This is a genomic window from Sphingobacterium sp. BIGb0165 (assembly GCF_024810095.1).
Classification (GTDB): domain Bacteria; phylum Bacteroidota; class Bacteroidia; order Sphingobacteriales; family Sphingobacteriaceae; genus Sphingobacterium; species Sphingobacterium detergens.
Map to the genome: position 1 here is coordinate 122,043 of NZ_JANUEB010000012.1, position 22,803 is coordinate 144,845.

Sequence of the window (22,803 nt, forward strand, 5' to 3'; positions counted from 1 at the left end):
AAAAATCAGGGTCTTTAGTCCCAGCAAGTAAATATATTCAATGAAAACCATTTTCGCGATAATAGGCAGCGCAAGCGAACATTCATCTAATCATCAGCTCGTACGTCATCTCCAACATAAAGTAAACCCCGAGGTCAATCTTATTCTCTTTGACCGCCTGAAGGAACTGCCACATTTCGACCCTGAGGAAAGTACATCCCGTCCGCCAATCGAAATCATCGCTTTGCGCCAGGTCATTCAGGATGCAGATCTGGTATTGATCAGCAGTCCAGAGTACATTTTCAGTGTCCCAAGCGGATTAAAAAATCTACTCGAATGGTGCGCAGCAACGACCATTTTTACAGAAAAACCCGTCAGTATTATTACCGCATCAGCACAGGGCGAAACGGGCCATGCCGAGCTACAACGTATTATGCAGGGACTTGGTGCTCAACTTGATCCCGAAAGGAACCTTCTTATTCAGGGCGTGAAAGGAAAACTTGATGCAGTAGGAAATATCTGGGATGAAAAGCTCGATCAACAGCTTGATTTGCTTGCAGAACAGCTCAAGAACTCTTAGTTAAAATACCATTGGATTAAGCTTAATGGTATAACAACACAATAAAAAGTTATTATAAAGTATATAAAGATTTCTAACTTTACAACATGCAAGAACAAGTCAATAATCCATTACACGGAAAACGGTTGGATACAATCATCGAGTATTTAGTGGAATATTACGGATGGGAAGAACTGGGACAAAGGATATCCATCCGGTGTTTCAATGAAAATCCGAGTGTTAAATCCTCGCTAACTTTTCTGCGAAAAACACCCTGGGCCCGTGAGAAGGTTGAACAGCTCTATGTAAAAACCTTAGGTAAAAAATAATCTTATTTCTAGGATAATGCAAATAATCTGATTATTAAGCATATCTTTGCCGCCATGAAAAAAATTGCCGACTACCGTAAGTTGTTAAATGTGGATAAATCAGTGGATCTCAAAACCCTAAAATCCACTTACCGGACGATCATGAAAGAATGTCATCCGGATAAATTTGTCAATGACGAAGAAGGTCGTTTGGCTGCTGAACAAAAGAGTGTAGAAATGATTGAAGCTTATCATTTTTTGGTAAGCATCTGCCCCGAGACAATTGAACAACAATTACCGATCTATACAGAGACAATCACGAATTCAGGTATTCAAGATATTGATTGGAAAGCCCAGATATTGACGATCACCTTTCACGATGGCAGTCAATATGAATACTTTGGCGTCCAACGCAATGACTATGTAAAATTTGTCAATGCCGATTCTTTGGGACGATTTGCACGTAGACATATTTTCCACTCCTATCCGTATCGGAATGTATTGAAGACCGCTACAGTTGTTGCATAACTAAAATATAGATTTACAACTCAAAGATACATACTGGTATATAGACCAGTTAACACATAAACGCCCTTTGTTGAAATAACAAAGGGCGTTTATCTAAAATGTTAAATGTTTAAAAGCTACTAATATAACAGCTGTACAACCCAAATAGTTTTAGTTTTATAATTTTAACATTAACCCCGCTGTCCCACCACCATAAAACGTATTTCTCGTACGGTCTCTTCCCCAGGCTTTCCATTGGGTACCACCGCCTGATACAGCATCTTCATCACGCTCAGCATAATTGAAACTTGGTGCCACAAATATCGATAACGCATCGGTCAATTTATATGCTGGGATCACACGAAAGGAAGATTGATGATTGTCCAATGATTTAAATTTTTCCGTTAAATGATTACGTGTGGTAATTTCCGTGCGGAGTGCAAACTTGGACTTATTCAACAGTACAGCACCCAATCCTGCTTCAAAGGCATATTTCGCAGGACCATCGTTGCCAAGAGCCACTCCGATAGATAAGACACTATAGAGTACCCGACCTCCGGAACGAAACTGCAACGAAAGATAGCTATCCTCATCTATGGCCAACGACAGATTTTTTTCTCCGTTTTTGATTAGATTTAACAGACCGATCGGGTAATCACTACTATCGGCAATATTAACTATTCCTGCTAGCTGAAATCCCTTTACTTTTTTCGCTTTATTTGCAATACCCGCTATTTGGATGCCCACATCTCCGCTGCTATTGTTTAATACACCAGCTAATTGGGTTGTTCCGATAGCTTCCTTTGCGGTATTAGCGACACCAGCGATCTGTACACCCCTTACCGTATCAGCCTTGTTCAATACCCCGCCAACCTGAACACCTTTAACGGTTCCAAAAACCCGATTGCCTACCCCCGCTAATTGTACCCCACCTACATTACCGCCGACAGTATTAAATACCCCCGCCACCTGGAATCCCTGCATATTATATTGGTTGATATTGAATACACCCCCGAGCTCAACGCCCTTCACTCCGGCGGTTGCACCACCGATAATATTTAATGAAAACTTATTGACAATCTGTGAACGAATAAAGCCGTGTGAACTTAGTCCCGGTGTCATAGATATTTGATAGGGACTGTACAAGAACATACCACCCAGATTCATGCTCTGTATCTGTTGGGCAGGAGACAGGAATATCCGTCCAAAAAAAGACTTATAAAGGCCATGATCTTCTTCATAGCCTTCGAAATAACCGTATTGCCGTTTCTTTTTGTCTCCTATTTTTGCTTCAATAGGAAAAATAACCATTACACTGGTATCCCGAAACATCTCCTTACTCACATTCACTGCGATCAGATTACTTTTTTTCTTGACATCCAATTCAAAATAACCATTTTTGTCTGTTAACGTAGATAGTAAAGCGCTTCGGTCAAAAATACTGGCATTGGATATCGGATTATTGGTTCGGATATTTTTGATATACCCTGTGATCACAACCTTGTCTTTCCTCGGGGTCTGTACCTCAAAATCAACGGACATCCGTTGCGGCGTATATTGAACAATGATATGTTTCCCTAATTCTTTAAAGCTATACTCCTTACCCAAAATCCCATCGAGATAATCATATAAATTTCCCTTATAAGCCCTGGGGTAAATGACACTATCCATCTGTAAAATATTTCCATTGAAGGAAAACAATACATCTTGCCGTTCCTTTAGTAGCTGAAAGACTTCGCCAACTGTTGCTTTAGAGAAAGCGGGCATTTGAACTTCCGCGGCAAGCTTTTGCTGCGCTAGCCCCAAATGAAAGGAGCATAGCAGAGAGAATAGGATATAAAACCTGATTCGCTTTATAAAAAATAGTATCATGATGCTATCTGTACAATTTTGTTTCGAAAACATGTTATTGCTTTTTATTACTTGTTAAGTGGATTTCTTTGCCCCGAACCTCAATCTTTAAGTCCAAGCTCTTTGCCATCACCTTGAGTATTTCTGCCAAACTATTTTGTTTAAATTCGGCTGTATATGGTATTTTTTCAAGAGCAGGATCGTCTATTATAACCTTATAGTCATATGCATGACTAAGTACCTCAGCAACCCTCTTTAAAGGTGTATTTTCAAAATTAAACTCACGGTCCACATAGTATTTGTAGAATTTATCCTGAACGGGTTTCTTTTCAACTTTCATGGTATCTGCATCTCTAATCGTCAGCATCTGATCAGGCCGCAGGAAAATCTCTTTATCTGCATAGGCCACTTTGACCAAGCCCGTAGCGACGATGACCTCCGTTGCATTGAGAATGCGACGCACATTAAAACTTGTCCCTAGGACTGTTATATTCGTATTACCTGTCGTGATCACAAAAGGATGCTTTTTATCTTTTTGCACCTGAAAAAACACCTCTCCTTTTTTCAATTCCACATTTCTGTTTTTATTGCTCCAGCTGCTTGAGTAAGCTAACTCCGTATTTTTGTTGAGTGTCACCATAGACCCGTCGGGTAGTGAATTTTGAAGTACTGCCTCTTGGCTAGCAAGATGCATTTCTTTTCGCTGTGAACGGTCAAATACATAGAATCCCACCATGCAGACCAACAAAATGCTCGCCGCAGCCCACCAATTCCATTGGATCAGGTGTGTTTTCCTGTTGGGGATTTCAGTAGCTTCCGATGCTCTCCTGTCCCTAACAACTTTAAAACCCATCCAAGCCTTATCCACATCCACTTCTGGAACCTCCAGGGGTTTAGGTAGACTATCCCATAACTTTTTCATTTGCAAATATGCCTCCCTATTATTAGCGTCTTTTTCCAACCATTCCTCTACGATCATACGCTCAGCGTCATTCGTTTCCCCGACCATATGTCTTTCTAGCAATTCCTTATTCATAGCATATAGATAAGATAGAAATACATTTTTTACTTTTAGGTATTCCGCTTTATTGTCAGGATCTTCCTCCAACCAGCGCTGTACCAAATTATTCTCTGCTTCGTTAGTTTCCCCAACGATATATCTTTCTAGTCGTTCCTTATTCATAGCATATAGATAAGATAGAAAATAATCAATGTTAAATAATCCATAAGCTCAACCCGCAGATGACGCAAGGCCTTGCTCATATGTCCTTCGACTGTTTTTATCGAAAGATCCAATGTTGTTGCAATATCCTTGTATTTCATCTCCTGAAAACGACTCAGCTCAAACACCGTTCTGCTTTTTTCGGGCAGTTCAGCCAAGGCTACCCTTAGTTTTTTATCCAAGTCCTTACTGCTTTCATCCACCGCAGGCTCCCATTCCTGTCTATGTTGTTCATAAGACTGATATTTGAACTTACGTTGTTCCTTTTTGAGGACATTCATGCTCTCATTATAGATAGCACGATAGAGGTAAGCTTTCAGCGAAGTATGAATCTGCTCTTCCCAATCTTTCTCCCATAACCTCAGAAATACTTGCTGTACGACTTCCTCAGCACCATCACTATCCCCCAAGTATCTAAAAGCATAACGATGCAATTCCTTGTAATGCGCTCGAAAAAGCTGCTCGAAATTCTTTTCTTTATTTTCCGACATTGGCCAAATCTACCATTTGATTAAACAATCTACTTTATACTAAGACAACACAAGTAGTCATTACCCTTATTTATTTTTTACTTTTTTTTCTCACTGATAATAGCCCTCCATCAACTTACTAATAACCAGCCATTACACGCTATCTCTATACCTGAGGTCATATATCAATATGTACGATCGTCCCCCTATCCTCCATATATACCCGAGAACATAATTCTTCCGTATAAACTGCCATTATCCTCTCTGTATACCCGAGTTGATCCTTCAATATTTACAGCCAGTCGAATTAAATTAAGACAATGTGCTATCAGCTATGTAAGATTGGAACTAAAGTTAATTATCTAAAAATAGAAAAATGTTTTTTTTCTAAGGGTATACTGATTTTCCGTTGTCATAGAATAAAAGAACACGAAAAACTAGATAACAAAAAAATAGTATCACAGATGAAAACAACAATCAAAGCGGCCTTAGTGGCATTGACATTACTAGGAATAACAGGTACAGTACAAGCACAGGAAGTTACCTATGGCATACAAATAGGGAGCAACTATCACATGACGTCATTTGGCAATAAATCCGTTAAAGACAATAACGGCAAAGTAGGTGTTTCTGTTGCTGCATTTGCACGGATTGGAGATCGTATCTTCTTCCAACCAGGCATTGGAGCTAGTCTATTGCGAAAAGAATATACTTTTGAAAACACACAAAAAACGCCTAAATTCTATCAGATCAATCTCCCACTCCAAGTCGGTTATACATTTTTGCAAAATGGTGATTTCAGCCTTCGTGGCCTATTGGGACCACAATTAAATTATGATCTAAAGACTGTCAAATCCAGCACAGCTACAGATTATAAGAAATTCTCTCTTGATGGAAGAGCAGGAATCGGCATTGACGTCAGTTGCTTTACAGTAGACGCTTACTACAGCCATGGATTCACAAGTGTGGACAAAACTTTGGATGCCAAAAACAAAACGGTCGGCATTATGGTTGGGTATAAATTCTAACTGCAATTTCTCAAGAAACAGTTTCAAAAGAAGTTGTTACCATAACAAAAGTACTCTAAAAATGGACTTTTTGAAAAAAGTGCACAGGAGGATACGAATAAAATTAAAAAAACAGGATGTCCGACCATTTGTTTGGACATCCTATTTTTTATTTAGATTTTATTTTTTGTCAATAATTATTATTTTAGCACCACCAAAAATTATTCCTGGAAAAACAAGTTTAGGATCATCAGATCTATATATTGGAATAATTCGGGATGTAGCGTAGCCCGGTATCGCGCCAGCATGGGGTGCTGGAGGTCGTCGGTTCAAATCCGGCCATCCCGACAAAAAAATAAAGCCCACTTAATTTTTTAAAATTAAGTGGGCTTTATTTTTATAACTTATAGTTCAACTGTCCATTAAAACAATCGAAGACCATCTGATAAACTAAATTTCCGTCACGATCAGCTCCTGTTCCAACATAAAAGTAACAATCCATTTCTTTCCAATTTTAAAAGCTTTTAAATTATTGGGTGTATTGTCACTGGATTCTGTCTCCAAGGGAACATAAGAATAAACACGCTCGGCTTCTCCTTCTTGTTTAAATGTAGCCCCATTAATTAAAATAGTCTTTATCCCATGTGTAAACACATCCCCATATTCATAGAAAAAACGAAAATCCCCCCCATCTGGAACCAGCGTAAAGCGATCAAAAACCTGATCCGCTAGTTTGACTGATGGCATAGACTCTTTGTGATCGACCGAATAGAACTGCAGCTCATTATCGACTTTATCAAAATAAAATGCATGCTTATCAACAGACAAAAAGCTTGGATGCCACGGTAAATTCGCTGGCAACTTTGCTATTTCAACGGGCATTAATTTGTTATTGAGTGACATGTGGTATACAACCTCATTTAATTTAAACAGCAGGGGAAAGTTTTCGGTAGTTCGGTTCATTGTAGCAAATGGCAAATACTCTATTTTTCCTTTGGCTATCTGTGCTTCTGTCAAAAATCTATCTAATGATTTTTGCGCAATTATTGCTCCTGTCCTACTGTTAATACATAACATTTCATAATTCACTGTCCTGTCCTTATGATAGAGGATATAACTATACTCCTGAGTCATATAACAGTGATCGATAATCATATCCTGTACCACCGGCAGTAACTTTTTGGAAGCCCCTTCCCTATAGAATGTGGTTTTCCCATTACTCGGCTCCGCGATGTAATATCCCCATTGGAATAGTTTATTAATGGTAAATAGCGTTCCATTCTCAATCCTAAAATCGAAGAACTCCTTGGCATTTGGTTGTTTTGAAGAAGCGATTGTACTGACTTGAATACTTCTGTCACTTGGATTGATAGACAACAGTTGCTGATCCTTAAAATTAAGATAGTCTGGTTGTGGGTGTAACCTGATGATTTTGCCGTTTGTTTCATCTAAGGCAAATAGCCCATTCGTATTTTCCTTAAAGGTCTTTGTCCATACCCTCGCCCCTCCTTTTGGGAACTGATCTTTCACATTAAGACTAATCACCTTATCTAACCAAGTTTTCCATTTATATTTTGAAGCCTCCTCCTTCGGCACTTCCAATGATTCCATCTTATTACCGACGTCATTCAGCCGTTTTCTCGCAAGATCAGCCACCGATGTAGGCCTATAATCATGGATTGCATGACCTCCATCAGGCGTTTCCGCGCAGCCCACATAGTGAACTATAACTTCTTGTTTGTTGTCTAAGTTATCTATCCATTGAGGCAGATCTCTCAGATCGCGATAATCCGTAAAAATTGCCCACTCTATGGTATCCTTCAATGTAGGCTTATTAAAAATAGAGGCTGGATAACGATCATTTTCAGACGCAATCTTATCCTTGTTATGCGCGTTGAAAAACGCTACATTCTTTGTATAATAACAGTTTTCCATCTCTGGTACAGCAATTATTTCAAACGTAAAGTCCTGATCATAATTATACAGTAAACTTCCTCTATCGGGGAAAAGGGGGATCAATAAAATATAATCTTTGCCAAGACGCTCGGCATCCTTCGGACTCAATTGCAGAAAAAAGCCATTTTCGGGAAGATAAATATCCCCTTTATTGAGCACAAAAAGCAACTTTTCCATTGCTGAGCTTAACTGGACAACCCGATAGTTTGACTTGAATTGCCCTGTAACAGATTGCACTTTTTCCATCGTATCCACTCCTAGCTGAAGCTTTCCATTATTTGCTACAGCATTGCTATTACCACGACATTGGCAAAACGCGATGACCAACAATATCAAGGAAAGTTGCCTAAAGACCATTATCACTATTTATTTAATCTTTTACTTAATTAAATTTACATCTTTTTTACCAACTAAAAAAGAGCAATAAATCCTTCCATGTTTTCACATGCACCAACAGCTATGAAACATTAAAACATGCGTTGATCTTGCTCAAAATAAATTCGTCGGATCAACTCCGGCCAATATGCTGTTAAATTATCTTTTTGTATCTGATCAAAAAAGTTTGCATTTGATTGGTCTATTAAGGGGATAGCTTTCCCTCCGCTGCCAGTAACTCCCTTATTTGCTAATTGCTGTATAGCCGCCTGTTGAAGTAAGGATTCGTACCTATTTTTGGGCTGTTTACGCTGACTTACCTGCCGTAAAAAATTTGTTTCACCAGTACTGTTACCCATTTTCTTTTGCAGATATGCTGCCAGCCAATCTGCCAGAATTTCGTTTTTTTCATCCGGATAAGGCTCACCTACACCGAGTTGAGATGGCCAAGCTCTTGACTCTTCCACCTTCAGGTTTGCTTCCTTATACTTTTTTTGCTGCAGGTATTGATAAGCCAGCATTAATTTGGTCTGTACATAGTAGTTGTGTCCTTCGGTTGCCCCTTCAAAAGGAAGGATTTCGATCTTTTGCAATTCAGCTTCAGCGCGCTGATATTCTTTATTCAACAACAAAGTCCGTACATGTGCCAAGGTCAGGATGTAGTTCTTTGGAAACGCGCGGCGATACTTTGTACTGACCTGGAGTGCCTGATCATACTGTTTTCCTTTATTTAATAATTCTACTAAACGAAGACCATATCGCCATTCATTCGGTTCGGCGGTTACCGCTTGTCGCATAGCTGTAATAGACATATCGATCTTTTTATCTTCCGCAAGACTGGATTTCAGGGCAAAGTAAGCACCAAAATCCGACGGTTCAGTCGCCACGGTATGTAATAGTCGCTTCGCTTTTTCGCCTTGATTTCGGAAACGATAAAGTAAGGCTTTCAAATAAGCTACTTTCCAGTTTTTGAGCTGTTCTCCGGCCCATTCAAACACAGGCTCACTTTCTTCTCGAAAAGGAAACACAAAGGCAGGACTGCTTGCTGCAGCACGTGTCAAATAGCCCTGGCTCACTATAGGTTCATCTTTGGTCAGCCAAGCCAACCACAATAACATCTCCGTATGCGGCTTATTCTTACTGAGTAGTGTAATAGCACGTTTATATTCGTGTAGATCGGCATACCAAATAGCCAGTTCAAAGCATTTTTCCGAAGCGAATTCCTGCTTTGATAACACTTCATTTTTCTCTTCAAATTGAATAAAGGCATTGAAAGGATCATAGCTGGCAATCCGTCTGAATGATGCTGTATCCAAGCCTATTCCTTGCCGTTTTTGAATGAGTAACTGCATTTGCAGTGCATCTATATTTAACGGATTCGCTAGTATCGCTTTTTCGGTATAGGCAAGCGCAGGCTCATCCTGCTTGATCCGGTAGTGGTACTTGGCAAGCTGTAGATAAGCCGCACTGCGCCAAGCTGGATCTAAGGATGCAACTTCAAATCCGTCCAAAGCATCATGTGTCTTTCCCAACTTAATCGCAGCCAGACCATAATAATAATTAGCGGGAGCATGGTATGTATCAATCGCTAACGCCTGACGGGTATAGTCATAACATTGCCTATAGTCCATTCTGAACCAAGCAAGTTTGGCCTTTTCCAACAAGAAATCCAATTTGGGAACTTGCTTTTCCATCAACCCATTTAACAAGTCTTCCGCTACACCATATTGCCTAAACCGGAGCAAGTCCCGTACTTCAAATAATTTGGTTTGATTGCTATCTATCGCTGCTCCACTATTTGATCCAGTAGGTCGATTCAATGCAGCAACAAGCTCATTCTGTCTTAAATCAAAATAATCTTTCCCTATTTTAAGATAGGAGGGAACATCTTCACTTTTTAGTTCCAAAGCAATGTGTTTTACTTCCCCCACCTGCGCGGACAGATAGTTTCCCCCCAGCATCAAACCATTACTGTCGAGTGCAAAGATACTGTCCTGTAGCGGTCGTTTGGGATCAACAGTCAACAATAGCTTTTTTGCTTCTTGCTTTACCTGTAACGCAGCCGATAATTGAAAACCTTTCGGTTCGCCTATCCCAGCAAAAGGCATCCAATACTCTGTCCATGCATCACTCTGATAGGGCGCAAATCCGATTTGTTTGAATGGCGTTAAACTACTTGACGGTACATTTTGATTGAATAATCGACCACTTTGGATCTCCACATATTGACCACTCTGATCTGTCAGCAGCTTCTCCCAGATCTGCCCATCGCCTGCTTGTGACCAAAGAAATATTTTCTTGCCCAATTTATCTTCACGCAGGGCATATCGCGCCATGCCATTATCGCGATCTTTATAATATACCCCAAAGGCCTTGCTATGTGCCCCAAAGACGTGGTAAGATTTCGAACTGCCGAATGCATTTTCACGATAATTGGATAGGTCACGTCCTTTATCGTCAATGGGCCATGGATGTGCATCTCCATCATGACCGATGTACTTATTCCCTGGATACAAAAACTTCAAATCCTCACCAGCCGCCACTCCCAGATTCATCCAGGTATAGTAAGGTTGTTCGACGGCATTGCTATTGGACCAGAAAGAACGCGTGGAGAAATAACCTTTGTCTTTTTCTAAGCGAATTTCCATAGTCCAGTTGCTACGGCTCAAAAGATCAAAAGCATGGACAAAGCAACTAACACTGCCATCTGCATGCTCCTGTAACAGATAATCCACAGGAGTAGACGTATTGGGGGTATGGCCAATAATTCCATAATTCGCTTCAATACCTCCGCTTGTCCATGGTCCCCGCATTGCAATATCTCTGAATTTCACGACCCCATTGTTATAGATATAATCCCGCTTTCCTACTTTATCATAGGCAGACCAGATCTTGCCCCCTATTTCGGGCATAACCTGAACACGGATATAATCATTTTCCAAGATCACGGTCTTCCATTCCTTTTCAATTGCAGTATTTGTAAAACCGTCAAATCGAAAATAAGGATAAAGTTTCTGTGCTGAAGCGATCGGGTCTGGATCCGAAAACGGATATGTCGTATAACGCTTTTTTACTTCAGAAATCCTAGCGGGCTGCTGTGCCAATACAGTGAGCGCACAATTCCCCAACAATAGTATCACTATCCATTTTTTCATTGAAATATGTATTTATTCATTAATTCACTAGCTACCAAAAGTTTTCCTATAACTTCAGGCAATTTAGACAACAATATTCCCCCGCGCTCACTCCCCATAGAACCTAAAATAGCTCCACGTTATATACAGACTACGCCTATTATTCTATTAAAAGAATGATTCCTTTATTCTTAGCAATAGAAATCTTATCTCCAAATTTATATGCTTTACCCGATTGAAAATCGGCTATTGTTGGAATCGATAGTTTCGCCTTTTTTGGATCAATACCTAATTTATCCCAATCAATAGTTAGTTGCACATCAACGTCCGTATCGGTCCAGCTAGCTATAGCGACCATTGCTTTTCCAGGTCTGCTATAAACTGTTGTCAATACCTTCTCGTTATCCGTCTTTACCGGGATGTTTGGTGACCAGTAGCCAATCATATTGCTCCCTTTGATACCAAAGTTATCCCAGGTCTTCCATAAATCTTTCGGTGTCAGCTTTTGGTAAGGCATCCGATTAGTCATTCCATAGATCATTCCGCGCCAAGGATTACCGCCATCCTGAAGCATTTCGCCCATCAATCCAAAAGGGATCCCACTTACTTCTGTTAAGAAGAAATCAGGTTGGTTATTTTCGTAATCAAAATATTCTCCAAACCATAATCTATTGATATAAGGAAAATGCTCGAGATAGAGATTTGCACTGTTGTTAAAGCCATCGCTTTTATTATATTGATTCGCAGAATGCAAATCAATCAGACCGGATTTCCCATTTTTGGTCAACACTCGTTTGATGCGCTTCATTGTTACCCGGTCAAAAGCAACATCATCCAGATAGATCCCATCAATACCAATATGATCGACCAGCCAGTTCATACCCTCTACATAATAGTTGTGCCATCTATTCATCCCACTGTTGATAATGGCAGCATCTTTAAATTCGGGCACATACCAAGCGGCAAGGTAATTGTTCCCCACATGTTCCTGCAACCAAGAATAGCCGCCACCCTTGCCCGGTGAAAACACCTCCGTGCCTAGGCTCCGCAAAGGATAGAGCTCGTACATTCTGTTGGAAACCTCGCGTACCGTATTGTAAATCTTCACTTTCAATCCTGCATGATGTGCCTGATCAATATATTGCTTCATCTCTTTGGTCGCGATAAATGGATAATTGATATAGGGATTGATCACATTAGCATGGTGGATATTAATGACATTGGATCCACTTGCCACGACCGAATCTACCGGTTTATAAGCGTGATAATAGCGTTCATTCCATTGTGCTTCAGTATTTATCGGATGGAATGGTGTAATTAATAGATTAAAATTATAATAAAGTACTGCTCCTTTTTTAAGCTGACGTTCACCACTATAGCTATTGACCAAAACAGATTTGCCCTTAAGACCGATATCTATTCCACCTTTATTCTCATTTCCCCAGGAGGTTGGTAGCACCAATGGTTTTTGAAGATAGAAGTTTGTGTTAAGTGGCCGTGAATAATGTTCATCGCGCAGTGAAAACTGAAGTCCTGCATTTACAGCACCAATCCAGCCGCCGTCTTGATTCTTATTTGCGACATCCCATTTCCACGAAAGCTGTTCCGGTCGCTTTCCCCCCTTCTGTCCTAGCCCCATAAAATAATTTGCTTTGTCAGGCATTACCGGAATATGCATATTGATATCTTTTAAAGTGATATCATTTAATGCTGTTAGTTTAACCACATAATGTAGATAACCATCAAATTCCAGTTTCCCCTCCACTTCCATCGTCAGGTCGGCCGATTCATTTTTGGCTATCCAACGATACTCACCTTCATTTTTCTCTTTAAATTGAACGCCCGAAGCTTGTAGCTGTATTTCCTTTCCGTCTGAGGCACGATAGAAATGAAAATGTACAGGTTCATACAACAATGTATTTGGCTTTGTTGAGATCGATGTCATTTCGGGCGTAAAAAATGTACTGATCTGTTTGGGCAGACCACTTGCGCTCAACTTAACTTCACGTCCCAAGAGCTGTAAGGTTGAATCAGCTGTCAAAGCAATTGGCGTATAGGGTGCTATGACAGTATTCTTTTGCGCCAGCGTTGAATTCAGCCAGGGCAATCGAGTCATTTTCCAGGGTTGGTCAACACTCGCCAGTCCACTGGCGTTGTCCGACACATGAAATACAAGCTTGACCTTCTTGGCTGTAGCATTATTCGCTTTTACCGTGGCTGTGCCGACATAAGTCCCCACCGGAATATTTTCCGGCACTTGCATGCCACACCAAAGGGCTTGTATCTTGTTAGCAGGTACATTCACAGTCAAATGCATCGCCTCTCCTGTATAAGCCGTGCCTTGCGTATTTAAACAGTTCAAGCTATTGGCAGCAATAATTACCCCATCGCTAGACTTAAAATCCGAAAATGATACCTGAACTGTTTGAAGGTCTCGCTTCGGCGACCACAATCCCAATTGAAAAGCATAGTATTCGCCTTTTTGTGCATTTCCCTCCAGTTGATTCGGAACCTTAGTTTTCGTCATCCACAGTTGTGGGAGGTTATTTTCCATTTTTATGGGAGACTCCCGTCTTTCAGGAAAAACAAAATAATCTTCTTTTGCATTGCTGTTCAAGAAGCTTTTGATCTCCGCTTTAGTAGCCAGCACTTCCATGGGATCATTGCTATTATACTGATCTACCGCTTCAAACCTTTCAACAGTGATACCTTTGGAACTAATAGCGCCATTTTTTGCCGCTTGAACGGGTGCTGGCGTTGAATTTTTCAAGTAGATCGCATCCGGATAATTTCGGCTACGTCCACCCATTTTATAAGGTAAATAATAAACATAATATATTCCCTTGCCTGAAGTCGGACGAAAACCTAAGCCACCCGATTCTGCATTCATCCAGAGATAATTAATCGACGTTACCTGTTTATTACTCGCACTATCAACAATTATGACCTCTTGATTATCCTCAACCCATCGGTTACGCCAAGGAATAACAGCTTGAACCTCTTTTTGATCTGTATTTATCTTGAGAACCGCACGGTGATTACCAAGTTGATCCGCATCCCATTTTTGCTTTTCAGGCGGATAAGCCAGCTGTCCATGGACAGCGTTTACGAATAATGATACGGCAAGGATTGTTGCCAGCTTACTATAGGCTGTTCTTTTCTTCATCATACAAGGTGTTAGGTGTACACAAAAGCCAGTACACGTAAATAGTTATTAATTGCCATTAAAGTCACCTTGAGCGAAAGTGATTATACCGGATATATACCACACTCAGCTCAAGGTGATCTTATGCTTTTTTATGCATTAGTTTTTTCGATATTTATTCCAAATTTCTTCGGGGACATACAGGGCACGATAAGGTATAAAATAGGCATTTAACTCCCAGAGTACTTTACCTTTTTTATCTGTTATGAGCACCGATCCGGTCTTTGAGCTTGTTTGCAGCAGATTGCCATTCTCCAATTCATAAGCACTTCCCATTCTTGCAGTAAATTGTTTTTTAGGAATAGGGGCTGCATAAGCTAATGTTGCCGTTTTGTTCTTTTGGTCAAGGTTGAAGGCGATGGCACGGGACTGTTTATTGGCCGTTGTACTATCACGAGGGGAGAAATCGCCATTGTCAAAAAGAAGTAGTTCACCAGTTTTGGTGATATGCGGTGCATGCTGAAAATAGAACAAGTCTTTTTCCTTCAATTTAAAATCACCGTCCTTTCCTAGTTTCCAAAGGATATCGCCCGTTTTCGCATCAATTTTCCAAACTTGATTTTCAATTGGTGAAGAAGTGAGGTAATTGCTGTCCCTGTCAAAGGAAATGGTATTAAAGTGGAATCGGTCATGTTTTAGGCTATCCAATTTTTTATCGTTCTGAATATCCCATTTTTTCCAGGGGGACCATTTTTTCAACACATTGCCTTTGGTATCCATGGTCAATATAGCGTCTCCCCAAAGCGTATCTTTTGGATGACCGGGTCTATCATCGATTCTAAAATCCCTGACGATACCAACGATATTATTTTGCTTATCCATCTGTACGTCGTGATGCATGACGATCCCCTTTTTATCCAGATCGATCCGGGTAATTTCCTTTCCTGTCAGATCAATCTCCACCAATACAGTCCCACCTACAAATCCGATCCTTCCGCTGCGCAGATAATAACTGGCATTGGTTGATTTCTTACTCGGTTGGTTGGGCTTATTGAACTCATCTTTACTTGCAGGCGCCAGTAAGGCTAAAATTGTTCCCCTAGGTGTTAATGAAGCCAGGCGTACACCCAATTTCTCATCTTGCCAATACCATCGGATCGTTCCTTTCCCATCGACCATAGCCATATAGCCTGGATAACCGCGATAGCATAATAATACCAGGCCATTCCCCAGTGCTTTTTCATCATGCGGGTGGTCGGCTTTGATCCAATCATGCACCATCCATGGCGATTGCGGTCTTGTCTTAAAAGATCGTTCACTGGATTTGATGGGGATTACTTGATCGATGACTATCCGAAATTTGTAGCTGCTATTAGGTTCCAGCGTCAAGAGATGAAAGTTATGATTCAGTGACGATTTCGACACAACAGTTTGATGGACCTGCCCACCATCCTCTTTCCAATATTCGACATAAGCATCCGCAGCTTTGTTCAGACGTACGTGAATATCCTCATCGAGGGGCAGGTTATTGGGTGATGTGAGTTCAACCGTTTCGATTTCTACCTGATTGCTGTAATAATAGTAACCGGCAGAGGCAGCCACTATGGCCGTTAATACGATAATTGCTTTGAAGAATTTCATCTGCACATATTTTTTATTCCGTCTTATTATTATTTAGGCAATCGTGATGGATTTGCTGCAGTCATTTCCTGATGTAAACGGGCCTCTTCCAATGGATAAGGAAAATACCGCATTGCTTCAGTAACATTCTCCCTCAATCCGCGACCTTTAAGATAGGCATTACTCACTTTTTCATAACGTCCCAATCGGATCAAGTCTTGGCGTCTTTTATACTCGAATACCAGTTCAAAACCACGTTCATCCACCAATGCATCAATCATCTGTTCCTTACTTGTCGGTACTGGGAAGTCTGGATGATCACCGTAAGCTGGTGCACCAGCCCGTTTGCGAACTTCATTGATGTAAGGCAATGCAGCTGCGGGCCCATTCAATGCATTTTCAATTTCCGCTTTACACAAAATCACATCCGCTAAACGAAATACTTGTATGGTCCGTCCATCAAGATAGGAATTGTTGACCATATCGTAGGAGTATTTTTTTGTAGCGACATTTTGCAAAAACTTCACTGTATCACTAGGCGGCGTTGTCTGCCCTTTTGCTGGTAACATGTAAAAAAATCCATGTTTTGTATTTTTATCACGTGCCGCTTTACCCTCGTAATTGTAATAGAAGAATTTTTTTCGCGGATCGAGATCACTATACTTCCGCCAAAAATCCAATGATACACCGTAATATTGCCATCTATCCGGTACTTCTGGATTATCGGTTGGACCAAAGTGGTTTGTAATCTCGCCTCCATTTAATGTAGGTTCATGTAGGACCCCAAAGATCAAACCCATATCCACCTTATTGTCATCAGACCATTCTTTCTTAAAGTCAGGGTTTAATTTATATATACCTTTGTTCCGCAGCGCCAGTACTTGATCAATATAAGTCTTTGCTTTTTCATAGTTATGTGAACGCATATACATCTTGCCCATCAGTGTAAGCGCGGCACCTTTTGTCGCACGTCCAATTTCGGCGGCCCATTTTTCCGGAAGGTTATCCATTGCATATTGACAATCTTCTGCAATCTGTGCGTCAATTTTTTCAACGGGAGCCAAGGGCTCATTGTAGCTTTCTGTAGGGTTTTTAACCGTAGTAATTAGCGGCACAGGCCCCCAAGCATCAGTTAGATCCATATAGGATAAAGCGCGCAGAAATCTCGCCTGTGCAATAATTTCCTTTTTTCGCCCCTCAGAGATCGTTACATTTTCAATACGGTCAATCAGCATATTCGCATTACTGATAACCTGATACATATTTTGGTAGTTGAACTTAAAATACCGGTTATTGTCATCGTATGTAAAATTACTCATCCGTGTAGGATCTCCAGCTGCCGTAGAAAAGCCTATGTCAGTCGCGTAATCTGTAATCATTACCAGATATCCCGCATAATATAAATAAGCATCACCGGGATAAGGTGACAAACTTGTATATATACCCGTTAAGGCTGCATTAATATCGCTTTCTGTTGAATAGGCGTTTTTCGTTGTTAGATCGCTATATAACTTTGGTTCGAGCTTGGTGCAGCTTTGCAAACTTCCCGTAAGAATAGAGGCTAGCCCAGCTATCCCCAGCATATATTTTATATTCGTTTTAATCTTGTTCATGTCGTATAGAATTTTGGGTGTTACATATTAAAATGTGGCACTAACGCCAAAAGTAAATGAACGCATTGAAGGATAGGAATTGAAGTCCAATCCCACACCGGCATTAGCACTCTGGTTATTTCCGGATCTATTCTTTACCAACGCATCATTTTCATAACCTTTGGTATCCACCTCGGGATCCCAACCGGAGTAATTACTGATTGTAAATAAGTTTTCCGCCATGCCGTACACACGGATGGATTGAATTGTTTTCGTTTTCAATGGAATGGTATAACCCAATGTCAAGTTCCGTAAGCGTAAGAAAGATGCATTTTCAACAAAATGATCATTGATATACCCGCCATAACTCATATAATAAAATCCATTTCTTGGGATATCCGTGTTGGTATTGGTCGGTGTCCATCGGTTTAACGCTTCTGTACTCCGTTGCCATTCGAGATTCATACGCGTCATATTGAGCATATCATTTCCTATATTTCCATAGACAAACGCAGTTAGATCGAAATGTTTATATGTAAATGTATTGGTCATACCAAAATTCAATTTCGGATACCCCCGACCAATGATTGTACGGTCAGCTGAGTTAATCGTGCCGTCACCATTGACATCAGCAAATTTCGGATCACCGGGATCTGCGTTAGGTTGAGGGGCATACTTCTCCCCTTGTTGAATTACACCAAGATATTTATAACCAAACAAGGATCCTAACGATTCACCTACACGGATTACGGAATAAGCCTCTTCCGAGACATTGCCCATTGGTTTTGAAGAAGTCAATAGTTGATCGGGTTCACCACCGAGACTGGAAACTTTATTGCGGTTCATAGCTAAGTTCAATTTTGTTTCCCAGGTAAATTCACCCGTCATATTCTTGCTTGTTACCGAAAACTCCAATCCTTTATTATTCATCGTACCCAGATTGCGTTGTCCAGAACTATATCCAGTGTAGTATGGTAGTATACTTCTTATCAAGAGATCGTTTGTCTTCTTATAATAGGCATCCAGGGTAAATGCCAATCTATTTTTAAAGAACGAAAAATCGACCCCTACATTATACTGTGTAGTGGATTCCCATTTTAGTTTATCGTTTTCGGGGTAATTCGGATTTTGCTTTACACCACCCGCATTATTGACGCCATCAAAAGTATAGTGTCCATTATCCATTAAGCCATAGGAAGCGTAGTCCGCCACGCGGTCATTTCCGGTCTGACCGTAGCCCAATCTAAACTTTAAATCTGAAAACAACTGTTGTTCTTTCATAAAGTCTTCATTATTGATTTTCCAGGCAAAGGCCGCCGAAGGAAAAGTTCCCCAACGGTGATTGGGACTGAAACGTGAAGAGCCATCCCGCCTTAAGGTCGCCGTCAACAGGTATTTGTCGTTATAAGCATAATTTACACGGCCAAAGAAAGAGATCACGAGATTCTCAGATTTTGCAGAATTCACACCAGTAATACTTGAGGCCATCCCTACATTATTGTACTCTAATAAATCAGTCGAAAATCCTTTAACGTTTATGCCCTTATTGTTACGCACATATTTTTCGTACGAATAACCGCCCATCACATTCAAGCTATGCTTTTCGTTAAATACTTTTGCGTATGTCGCGTAAAAGTCAATAAGATTATGTGTTTCATTATAGTCAGCCTGACTAGCAACCCCATCGTCGATGCCCCCTTGATAAGAATCTCTGGTCAGATAGCTACCTAATTGGTCATGGGTAATCTCTGTCCCAGCATTCATACGTAATGTCAATTCTTTGATCGGATTGACTTCGACGAAGATATTTCCATTTAATTTGTCGCGTTGCACATCGTTGATTCGAGAAATTAAGTTGGCCAATGGATTATCACCCTGTCCACCCGGAGGCCTTCCAAAGCTACCATCAGCATTGTACACTGGAACCGTAGGATCATAAGTAAGGATGCTATACAATACATTGGAATTCAAAATATTTCCATCATAAACCTGCATATTGGATTTCTCTCGTTGGGCAGACAACGTTGCACCAGCTCGAATAAAATCGTTAACTTTTTGATCCACATTGATACGCCCCGATACCCGATTAAAATCCGTTGTCTTCAGAACCCCTTTTTGATCAAAATAGCCTAGGCTTGTCAATACTTTTGTTTTCTCACCACCTCCAGAAAACTGTAGGTTATGATTCTGCAAAATGCTATTGCGCATCGTTTCTTTTATCCAATCGGTATTGACATCCGACTCAAGCTGTGATTTTGTGTATACTGCATATTCCTGATTTTCTCGTCCCTTAATTTCTTTATACAATGCATTAGCCAGATTCATATATTGCTTGCCATCCAAAAAAGTGAAGGGATTAATCGGATTTTGCGTCCCCACATAACCACTATAAGTAATATTATTTTGATCTGTCTTACCTCGTTTCGTCGTAATGATGATAACACCGTTTGCACCTCTGGACCCATAGATCGCTGTTGCGGATGCATCTTTGAGAATGTCCATGGAGGCGATATCATCTGGGTTGATATTGATCCCATTATTTGTAGGGAAACCATCAATAACATATAATGGATCATTACTTCCACTAATGGAATTTGTTCCTCGAATCCGAATAGATGTACTCCCACCCGGAGCTTTCGAGTTTTGTGTTACTACTACTCCTGAAGCTTTTCCTTGCAATGCTTGCCCGACATTACTCACAGCACCGCCTTTTGTTAGTTCACTGCTCGAAAGCGAAGCAATGGCCCCCGTCAGATCACTTTTTTTCTGCTTACCATAGCCGATCACCACTACATCTTCCAATTGGTTGACCTGATCCTCCAGGATAATAGACAGGGTTGTCGCGCCCGAAACTGACACTTGTACATCTTTTTCTACATAAGTCTGATAACCTATATAGGAAAAGGTCAATTCATAACCTTTGGCATTGGGGACTTCCGCAAAACGAAAGCTCCCGTCTGACGCACTAGAACTGCTCGTCGAAAAATTACTTCCCGCATTTTTCAATACGATACTGACCCCAGCTAGACGCTGTCCGGCAGCATTCTTGACAATACCATTTATCGTTCCAGCCAGACATTGAAAGGACATCAGTGTCAGCAGCAGCAAAACAAAAAATGGTTTCTTGGTTAAGTTGAGTTTTACCATAATTCTATTTTTTAGGTTTGAGTATATATGTGTTCTGTTGTTTTTCCAACTTAAACGGATTTACCTCAACAATCAATTGTAGAATGGATTCAGCCAATTGTGTTTTATCCTGTAAATCCATAGCCGCGTTCCTTCGGAAACGTCCTTTTAAACGATAATTCCTGACCAGCAACGAATCATACGATACGGGCATATCTAGTTCATGATTGATATATTGGATAATTTCAGACAGGGAAGTTTCTTCCATTTCCAACCAGTTTGTCGATTGATGAATCGTCATTGGGTAACTATATTCTTTTTCTTTCGCTGTATTTATAAGTCGTGGTAAGAAATTAACTAAACGGTCAGCTCCTTTACTAGTGTTTCCGAAGTCGGAAAGAACCATTTGCGAAGCTGCAGAGAAGTGAATCTGCTGTCCAGGTTTCAGGATTTTTATATGTTCTGCACTTTGCATGATATGTGCCACACGTACCTTCCCCTCCAGCAACTGTACAAGGACGTCTTTAGAGCGGCTTGTATAATTTACAATAAATTGTGTTCCGAGTGCGGTTGTCGTCAATTGGTCGCTCTCCACAATAAAAGGCTTAGATGGATCTTTCGCTACCTCAAATTGAACTTTTCCCTCCAATACCTTTACATATCTGAAATCAAGATTTGATTTTATTCTTACCTCAACTAATGCCCCCGGTGCAAGAATAAGATGAGATTCATCGTCAGTAATGATTTCTTTGGGCCGAGATAACGGATTATAATAGGTCTTTTTGATGGTGTCTTGTGCAAATTGAGCTTGTCGTTCCCGAAATAGATTCGAGCAAAAAAACAGCAAGCCAAAGACGATAAAAACCGTAAATATCTTGGAGATATTACTGTTCCTGCCCTTAACATTTTTCTCCTGTGCAATATAGGACGTCCAATCATCCTCCGAAATCAGGTCATCCAATAATTTCGGATTCTCATTAAGCCAAGAGAAGACAAGTTTAGCCTCTTCCGCTGAGCATTGGTTTGCCAGGAATTTATCCAATAATTGCTTACGATTCATAACAGTTGCTGCCCAGTTGCGAGCAGGTATTTAACTGTTATACGAATAAAGGTTACCTTATCCCCTAAAGCAATTTGAAAAATTTTTTAATAAATTTTAAACCAATACTGATGTGGTTCTCTACGGTTTTAGGCGAAATGGATAATTTGACGGCAATTTCTTTGTAACTCAACTCTTCAAACTTATGCAGATAAAATACCTGCTGCCTCATAAATGGCATTTGCGCAATTAGCCCTTTGACATATTCCAACTCATCTTTGTAGGCGATTCGTCTTTCCATATCTTCATACTGGCTTAACACAAAAGGTCTCTCAAAATCTACATATTTTCGGTTTAAAGCTCGTCTGCGAAGTTCGTCGATCAACTTGGTACGCGCAATCTGAAAGAGCTGTGTGCTAAATCGTACCCGCTGATCTGCCTCATTTTTACGTTCCCAAACGATCAGAAATGTTTGTTGGACAACATCTTCAGCAAGATCCGAACAGTGCGTTTTGTGGTATAAAAAATAATATAATTTTCTATACCAATAACGGTAGACCAGAAAAAATTCTTTTTCATCAGTCGGTGCACGCTGTAGGATGTCATTAATCATATTCTACATTTAGATGGTCTTGCTTCCCTGCAATCACTGTTCACAATCATCACATCGGAACTCGGGTCCTGATAGATTCTTAAGTTTCGTCCATCAAGCTACCAATCTTTTTTGGCTAGTTATCCACAACTAAAGTGACTATTTTTTGTCAAAAAAACAAGATAATATTTTCATCTTCAAGAAGTCACATCAAAAAACTTCAAAGATGAGATTCAATTTCTCTATTTACGCAATAATTTTGGAGATAGGAGTAATAATTTCATGTGCGGAAGTAAAAGATTCGTATAGATATTCCGGCTA

15 protein-coding genes and 1 tRNA gene are annotated in these 22,803 nt (G+C 40.3%); 5 read left to right on the forward strand and 11 right to left on the reverse strand.

All coding sequences use genetic code 11. The annotated features are described in order from the left end of the window. Positions 1-40 precede the first annotated feature (40 nt). The 3 genes from M2408_RS24860 (at position 41) to M2408_RS24870 (ending at position 1,374) form a co-directional block, all read left to right on the forward strand. Positions 41-559, forward strand: a complete 519-nt coding sequence (locus tag M2408_RS24860; protein WP_223584701.1) for an NADPH-dependent FMN reductase — start codon at positions 41-43, stop codon at positions 557-559. An 86-nt stretch (positions 560-645) separates the two neighbouring features. Further along, positions 646-867: a VF530 family DNA-binding protein gene (locus tag M2408_RS24865; protein WP_223584702.1), complete on the forward strand. Its 222-nt coding sequence runs from the start codon at positions 646-648 to the stop codon at positions 865-867. Positions 868-921: 54 nt separating this feature from the next. Continuing rightward, positions 922-1,374: a KTSC domain-containing protein gene (locus M2408_RS24870; RefSeq protein WP_259187265.1), complete on the forward strand. Its 453-nt coding sequence runs from the start codon at positions 922-924 to the stop codon at positions 1,372-1,374. 156 nt (positions 1,375-1,530) lie between these two features. Here the strand turns inward: M2408_RS24870 and M2408_RS24875 are convergent, their stop codons facing one another. Genes M2408_RS24875 through M2408_RS24885 form a run of 3 tightly spaced genes read right to left on the reverse strand, consistent with a single transcriptional unit; the run spans position 1,531 to position 4,917 of the window. Continuing rightward, entirely contained in the window at positions 1,531-3,258 is a 1,728-nt protein-coding gene (locus tag M2408_RS24875) for a carboxypeptidase-like regulatory domain-containing protein (protein WP_259187266.1), read from the reverse strand. Between the two features lies 1 nt (position 3,259). Continuing rightward, positions 3,260-4,387: a FecR family protein gene (locus M2408_RS24880; RefSeq protein WP_259187267.1), complete on the reverse strand. Its 1,128-nt coding sequence runs from the start codon at positions 4,385-4,387 to the stop codon at positions 3,260-3,262. Beyond that, positions 4,384-4,917: an RNA polymerase sigma-70 factor gene (locus tag M2408_RS24885; protein ID WP_120259890.1), complete on the reverse strand. Its 534-nt coding sequence runs from the start codon at positions 4,915-4,917 to the stop codon at positions 4,384-4,386. The genes M2408_RS24880 and M2408_RS24885 overlap by 4 nt, the downstream gene beginning before the upstream one ends. Before the next feature lie 443 nt (positions 4,918-5,360). Between M2408_RS24885 and M2408_RS24890 the strand changes: the two genes are divergently transcribed. Both M2408_RS24890 and M2408_RS24895 read left to right on the forward strand, forming a co-directional pair. After that, a complete protein-coding gene (locus M2408_RS24890) occupies positions 5,361-5,924 on the forward strand; it encodes a porin family protein (protein ID WP_259187268.1) in 564 nt (187 codons plus the stop codon). A gap of 253 nt (positions 5,925-6,177) precedes the next feature. Next, positions 6,178-6,251 (forward strand) — tRNA-Pro (locus M2408_RS24895). Positions 6,252-6,353: 102 nt separating this feature from the next. On the opposite strand, the gene M2408_RS24900 is transcribed toward M2408_RS24895, so the two are convergent. From M2408_RS24900 to M2408_RS24935, 8 genes are all read right to left on the reverse strand, one after another. Further along, complete coding sequence (locus M2408_RS24900) at positions 6,354-8,216, reverse strand: hypothetical protein (protein ID WP_259187269.1); 1,863 nt, start codon at positions 8,214-8,216, stop codon at positions 6,354-6,356. Between the two features lie 110 nt (positions 8,217-8,326). Beyond that, the gene (locus tag M2408_RS24905) at positions 8,327-11,389 is read right to left on the reverse strand and encodes a DUF5107 domain-containing protein (RefSeq protein WP_259187270.1); all 3,063 of its coding nucleotides are present in this window, start codon (positions 11,387-11,389) and stop codon (positions 8,327-8,329) included. A 139-nt stretch (positions 11,390-11,528) separates the two neighbouring features. Then, entirely contained in the window at positions 11,529-14,537 is a 3,009-nt protein-coding gene (locus M2408_RS24910) for a glycoside hydrolase domain-containing protein (protein ID WP_259187271.1), read from the reverse strand. A 135-nt stretch (positions 14,538-14,672) separates the two neighbouring features. Then, entirely contained in the window at positions 14,673-16,154 is a 1,482-nt protein-coding gene (locus tag M2408_RS24915) for an aryl-sulfate sulfotransferase (RefSeq protein ID WP_259187272.1), read from the reverse strand. A 29-nt stretch (positions 16,155-16,183) separates the two neighbouring features. Then, complete coding sequence (locus tag M2408_RS24920) at positions 16,184-17,746, reverse strand: RagB/SusD family nutrient uptake outer membrane protein (RefSeq protein WP_259187273.1); 1,563 nt, start codon at positions 17,744-17,746, stop codon at positions 16,184-16,186. A gap of 27 nt (positions 17,747-17,773) precedes the next feature. Further along, positions 17,774-20,872 carry a TonB-dependent receptor gene (locus M2408_RS24925; protein ID WP_259187274.1) on the reverse strand — a complete coding sequence of 1,033 codons (3,099 nt, stop codon included), beginning with the start codon at positions 20,870-20,872 and terminating at the stop codon, positions 17,774-17,776. Positions 20,873-20,876: 4 nt separating this feature from the next. After that, positions 20,877-21,911: a FecR family protein gene (locus M2408_RS24930; protein WP_259187275.1), complete on the reverse strand. Its 1,035-nt coding sequence runs from the start codon at positions 21,909-21,911 to the stop codon at positions 20,877-20,879. Between the two features lie 64 nt (positions 21,912-21,975). Next, complete coding sequence (locus tag M2408_RS24935) at positions 21,976-22,503, reverse strand: RNA polymerase sigma factor (protein WP_259187276.1); 528 nt, start codon at positions 22,501-22,503, stop codon at positions 21,976-21,978. Positions 22,504-22,803 lie beyond the last annotated feature (300 nt).

What these genes read in the sequence shown, in the direction of transcription:
- M2408_RS24920 (WP_259187273.1), bottom strand. Translation starts at nt 17,746, where the DNA reads ATGAACAAGATTAAAACGAATATAAAATATATGCTGGGGATAGCTGGG.
- M2408_RS24865 (WP_223584702.1), top strand. Translation starts at nt 646, where the DNA reads ATGCAAGAACAAGTCAATAATCCATTACACGGAAAACGGTTGGATACA.
- M2408_RS24905 (WP_259187270.1), bottom strand. Translation starts at nt 11,389, where the DNA reads ATGAAAAAATGGATAGTGATACTATTGTTGGGGAATTGTGCGCTCACT.
- M2408_RS24910 (WP_259187271.1), bottom strand. Translation starts at nt 14,537, where the DNA reads ATGATGAAGAAAAGAACAGCCTATAGTAAGCTGGCAACAATCCTTGCC.
- M2408_RS24870 (WP_259187265.1), top strand. Translation starts at nt 922, where the DNA reads ATGAAAAAAATTGCCGACTACCGTAAGTTGTTAAATGTGGATAAATCA.
- M2408_RS24860 (WP_223584701.1), top strand. Translation starts at nt 41, where the DNA reads ATGAAAACCATTTTCGCGATAATAGGCAGCGCAAGCGAACATTCATCT.
- M2408_RS24930 (WP_259187275.1), bottom strand. Translation starts at nt 21,911, where the DNA reads ATGAATCGTAAGCAATTATTGGATAAATTCCTGGCAAACCAATGCTCA.
- M2408_RS24925 (WP_259187274.1), bottom strand. Translation starts at nt 20,872, where the DNA reads ATGGTAAAACTCAACTTAACCAAGAAACCATTTTTTGTTTTGCTGCTG.
- M2408_RS24875 (WP_259187266.1), bottom strand. Translation starts at nt 3,258, where the DNA reads ATGTTTTCGAAACAAAATTGTACAGATAGCATCATGATACTATTTTTT.
- M2408_RS24880 (WP_259187267.1), bottom strand. Translation starts at nt 4,387, where the DNA reads ATGAATAAGGAACGACTAGAAAGATATATCGTTGGGGAAACTAACGAA.
- M2408_RS24885 (WP_120259890.1), bottom strand. Translation starts at nt 4,917, where the DNA reads ATGTCGGAAAATAAAGAAAAGAATTTCGAGCAGCTTTTTCGAGCGCAT.
- M2408_RS24890 (WP_259187268.1), top strand. Translation starts at nt 5,361, where the DNA reads ATGAAAACAACAATCAAAGCGGCCTTAGTGGCATTGACATTACTAGGA.
- M2408_RS24915 (WP_259187272.1), bottom strand. Translation starts at nt 16,154, where the DNA reads ATGAAATTCTTCAAAGCAATTATCGTATTAACGGCCATAGTGGCTGCC.
- M2408_RS24935 (WP_259187276.1), bottom strand. Translation starts at nt 22,503, where the DNA reads ATGATTAATGACATCCTACAGCGTGCACCGACTGATGAAAAAGAATTT.
- M2408_RS24900 (WP_259187269.1), bottom strand. Translation starts at nt 8,216, where the DNA reads ATGGTCTTTAGGCAACTTTCCTTGATATTGTTGGTCATCGCGTTTTGC.